This is a genomic window from Arthrobacter sp. RIT-PI-e, from assembly GCF_001187915.1.
Classification (GTDB): domain Bacteria; phylum Actinomycetota; class Actinomycetes; order Actinomycetales; family Micrococcaceae; genus Arthrobacter_D.
Map to the genome: position 1 here is coordinate 1 of NZ_LGIU01000001.1, position 3,717 is coordinate 3,717.

3 protein-coding genes and 1 pseudogene are annotated in these 3,717 nt (G+C 69.5%); 2 read left to right on the forward strand and 2 right to left on the reverse strand.

Going from position 1 to position 3,717, the window contains the following annotated elements; translation table 11 throughout:
- Both AC792_RS00005 and AC792_RS00010 read right to left on the reverse strand, forming a co-directional pair.
- The coding region (locus AC792_RS00005) for a molybdopterin oxidoreductase family protein (protein WP_442853584.1) at nucleotides 1-691 on the reverse strand (691 nt) is incomplete at its 3' end.
- 78 nt (nucleotides 692-769) lie between these two features.
- Nucleotides 770-2,185, reverse strand: coding sequence for an MFS transporter (locus AC792_RS00010; RefSeq protein WP_049828559.1), 1,416 nt, complete (start codon nucleotides 2,183-2,185; stop codon nucleotides 770-772).
- A gap of 262 nt (nucleotides 2,186-2,447) precedes the next feature.
- Here AC792_RS00010 and AC792_RS00015 point away from each other — a divergent pair, with 262 nt between their 5' ends.
- A complete protein-coding gene (locus AC792_RS00015) occupies nucleotides 2,448-3,098 on the forward strand; it encodes a GNAT family N-acetyltransferase (protein ID WP_082177201.1) in 651 nt (216 codons plus the stop codon).
- A 293-nt stretch (nucleotides 3,099-3,391) separates the two neighbouring features.
- Nucleotides 3,392-3,717, forward strand: a pseudogene (locus tag AC792_RS00020) (TasA family protein); the annotation flags it as partial.

Here is a 3,717-nt window from a genome sequence, read left to right on the forward strand (position 1 = left end):
GGGGGGCGGCCGCGAGCCCTTCGGCGACCACCACGTGCGCGAGACCGAGCAGGAGGGTGAGATCCGTGCCGGGCGTGGGCTGCAGGTGCACGCCGCGGCCCTGCTCGGTGAGCCGGGCCGTCGCGGAGCGGCGGGGGTCGACGACGATCAGGCCGCCGTCCGCCCGTGCCCGCCGGAGGGGCTGGACGAACGGCGGCATGGTGTCCGCCGCGTTGGAGCCGAGGAGCAGGATCACCGACGCGTGGCCGAGGTCCTCCAACGGGAAGGGCAGTCCGCGGTCCACGCCGAACGCCCGGTTGCCGGCGGCTGCGGCCGAGGACATGCAGAACCTGCCGTTGTAGTCGATCCGCGAGGTGCGCAGGGCCAGCCGGGCGAACTTCCCGAGGGTGTAGGCCTTCTCGTTGGTGAGCCCGCCACCGCCGAACACCGCCACGGAGTCCGGGCCGTGCTCCGCCTGCGTGGTCCGGACGCGCTCGCTGATGAGGCGGAGCACGTCGTCCCAGGCGGCCTCGCGGAGCACGCCGTCCTCGCCGCGCAGCAGGGGAGCGGTGAGGCGGTCCGGATGCTTCAGCAGCTCGGCCGCGGACCAGCCCTTCCGGCACAGCCCGCCCCGGTTGGTGGGGAAGTCGCGCCCGGTGATCGTCGCACCGCCGTCGTGCGTGTGGTGGCCGCCGCTGCCCGTCACCGTCATGGCGCACTGGAGCGCGCAGTAGGGGCAGTGCGTGGGCGTTCCGGACTGCTCCGGCACCAGGACCGACGCCCGCATGCGTCAGACCCTGCCGAGCGTCGAGGAGCGGCGGAGGTAGCAGAACCAGGTGACCGCGAGCATGACCACGTAGCCGGCCACGAACCCGTGGAAGGCGCCGTCGTAGCTGCCGGTGGCAGTGTTCGAGGCGTTGAGTACCTGCGGGATCAGGAAGCCGCCGTACGCACCGACCGCCGAGACGAGACCGAGGGCCGCGGCGGACTTCCGGGCGGTACCGACCGACTCCTTCACCTCGCCCGACTGCCCGACGGCGCCGCGCCGGGCGAAGATGATGGGGATCATGCGGTAGGTGGCACCGTTGCCGGCACCGGCCGCCGCGAAGAGGACCAGGAAGAGGCCGAGGAAGAGCCAGAAGTTGGCCAGGGGCAACGTCCAGACCACCATGAGGGCGATCATCGCCATGACGGCGAAGGCGCAGACCGTGATGATCGCGCCGCCGAAGCGGTCCGCGAGCCGCCCTCCGAACGGCCGGGCGAGCGAGCCGACCAGCGGGCCGAGGAAAGCGAGGGTCAGGACGATCCCCATCATGTCGAAGCTCTTGAACTCCGGGAAGGTGTCGGCGATGAGCTTGGGGAAGACGCCGGCGAAACCGATGAACGAACCGAAGGTGCCGATGTAGAGCAGCGCCATGATCCAGAAGTGCGGCTCGCGGAGTGCTGCGAGCGAGCCCGCAATGTCGCTCTTGGCGTTGGACAGGTTGTCCATGTACTTCCAGGCGCCGAAGGCGGCGACGAGGATCAGCGGTACCCAGATCCAGCCGGCGATCGGGAGGCCCAGACTGAAGGCGGCACCGAGTCCGACGGCGATGGGGACCACGAGCTGCGCGACGGCGGCACCGAGGTTGCCGCCCGCGGCGTTCAGGCCGAGCGCCCAGCCCTTCTCGCGGGCCGGGTAGAAGAAGGTGATGTTCGCCATCGAACTGGCGAAGTTGCCGCCGCCGAAGCCGGCGAGGGCCGCCACGGCGAGCATGACACCGAACGGGGTCCCAGGGTTGGAGACGCAGAGCGCGAGCCCGATGGACGGGATCAGGAGCAGTAGTGCAGAGACGACGGTCCAGTTGCGGCCGCCGAACCTCGGCACCATGAAGGTGTAGGGGATGCGGAGCGTCGCGCCCACGAGGGACGGCATGGAGATGAGCCAGAAGAGCTGCGACGTCGAGAAGGTGAAGCCCGCGGCCGGCAGGTACACGACCGAGATGGACCAGAGCTGCCAGACCACGAACCCGAGGAACTCGCAGGCGATGGACCACTGCAGGTTCCGTTTCGCGATGGACCTGCCGCCGTTGTCCCACTGCTCCGTGTCCTCGGCGTCCCAGTTGTCGATCCAGCGGCCGGGCCGGTGGACCAGGACCGGGCTGTTCGCCGGTGGGGTGGTAGGGGGTGCCGCCGCTGCGGGCGATGCTGCTTCGTCGATGCTCACGGGATCCTCCGGGGTGGCCGCTCCTGCTGTCCCTCGAGGCTAGGGAGGAATCGTTTCCGTCCCTGGCGCGCTGTGTGAACTGTCCGTGACGTCCTCCTATCCACGGCCGGAGCGCACTGTGAGATCGTCGCCCTTCCGGTGCGCGTGCGGGCCCCGGTCTCTCGCCCCGGGGGGACGATCGGATTGGGGGTGGCAGGGGCTAGGGTCGTGCCAACACGGTCCAGCAGCGGGCTGTACTTGCTGACAAGCATCGGATTGATCCATGACAGAACATCTGACACTTCCCGGCGCATCACTGGACATCCTTCCCCTCGCCACTGATCCGGTGCGGCACCCCGACGGCGTCGAGCTGCCCGAACCATCGGTGAACGGGACCTCGGCAGGTGATCCGTCCGTCGCGCCTCCCACGAAGCGGGAGCGCGAAGCAGGGTGGATGCAGGCAGCACTGGAGGTCCTGGACCTCACCTCGGTACCGATGGCGGAACTGAGGGTCACGGCCAACCGGATGTACCTGCTGATGGACACGGACCGCCCCCCGCAGTGGGCCGCGGAGCGCTACGAGGCCGTGGTCGACGAGATCGAGGAACGCAGTGCGCAGGCGAAGCGGGCGGGCACCACCCGCGGTGCGCGCGAGGTGTTCAAGGACTCGGCCTACGGTTCACGTTTCGAGCTGTACTGCGACGGGGCTCTCGCGGCCTACATCAGGTACTCCATCCGGGACGGCGAGTTGGTGCTGCGTGCCCTGGTGGAGAAGCCCGAGTTCGAAGGACGAGGGCTGTGGCAGGGTCTCGTGCGGGAGGCCATGCTCAACGCGCACAAGCGGCGCCTGCGGGTCAGCCCGCGGTGTCCTGCGGCGCAGGCCTTCTTGCGCCGGCACCCGCAGTACCTCGCGCTCACCCGCTCGGTTCGCTAGGGCGTGGTTGCACGTCGTACCTCGTGGGACCCTGCGGGGTTCCCGGTCGGTGGTACCCCGGAATCCTGACGGAGCCTCGATGCTCCGGAAGAGGGATTCCGGGACCGCCACGATCCCGATCGGGGGATGTGCACCCGGTCTTCGGTGTTCCTGCGCTTTCTTCGGTTTTTCTTCGAGGTTCCGGCACCGGTGCGTTGATGTGCGGGTCGGAGGATTGAGCTCAGAAGGAACAGGTCCGCTCAGGGCCCTGGTTCCCGGTCTTCCGCACACTTCTCCACGAAACGGGTCTCATCATGGCACGCACCGCACACACCGCACCCTCCTCCCACAAGGCGTCGAAGCTGAGCCTGAAGTCCACCTCGGGCAAGGTCCTCGCCTCCGTCGCCCTGCTGGGTGTCGCCGCGTCCGCGGCGGGGCTGGGCCCCCCTGGTTCCTTCACCTCCACGACCTCCGCCAGCGAGAACGTCCCCGCCGGTCCCGTCAACGTGGCTCCCGGGGCCCCCGGTACCGCGGCCAACCGCCTCAGCGTGGCCTCCACCGGCGTCGTCCCCGGTGACAGCATCCAGCGCGTGGCCGCCCTCTCCAACACCGGTAACCAGGACTTCGGTGGCGTCACCCC